General features: G+C 64.0%; 1 protein-coding gene. It reads left to right on the plus strand.

What is annotated here, in order from left to right:
- The coding region (locus AC0L20_RS39810) for an efflux RND transporter permease subunit (protein WP_473295638.1) at window positions 1-509 on the plus strand (509 nt) is incomplete at both ends.

A 509-nucleotide genomic window follows, 5' to 3' on the forward strand; every position in this document is an offset into this window, starting at 1 on the left:
GACAACGTCACCTTCCTCACCGGCTTCAGCTTCTCCGGCCAGGGCATGAACACCGCGCAGGCCTTCATCACCCTGAAGGACTGGTCGGAACGCGGGCCGAAGGATTCGGCGGCCGCTATCGTCGCCGACATCAACCGCGATATGTCGTCGTCGATCCGCGACGCAAAAATCTCCGCGCTGCAGCCGCCGCCGATCGACAATCTCGGCAACTCCTCGGGCTTCTCGTTCCGCCTCCAGGACCGCGGCCAGAAGGGCTATCCGGCCTTGATGCGCGCCGCCGATCAGTTGATCGCGGAGGCGAATGCGAGCGCCGTGCTGCAGAAGGTCTATGTCGAAGGCCTGCCCGAGGCCGGCGTGGTCAATCTCGTGATCGACCGCGAAAAGGCCGGCGCCTTCGGCGTCACCTTCGAGGACATCAACAACACGATCTCGACCAATCTCGGCTCGAACTACATCAACGACTTCCCGAACCGCGGCCGCATGCAGCGCGTCGTGGTGCAGGCCGATGC

The sequence above is a fragment of the Bradyrhizobium sp. Kon58 genome, from assembly GCF_055807455.1.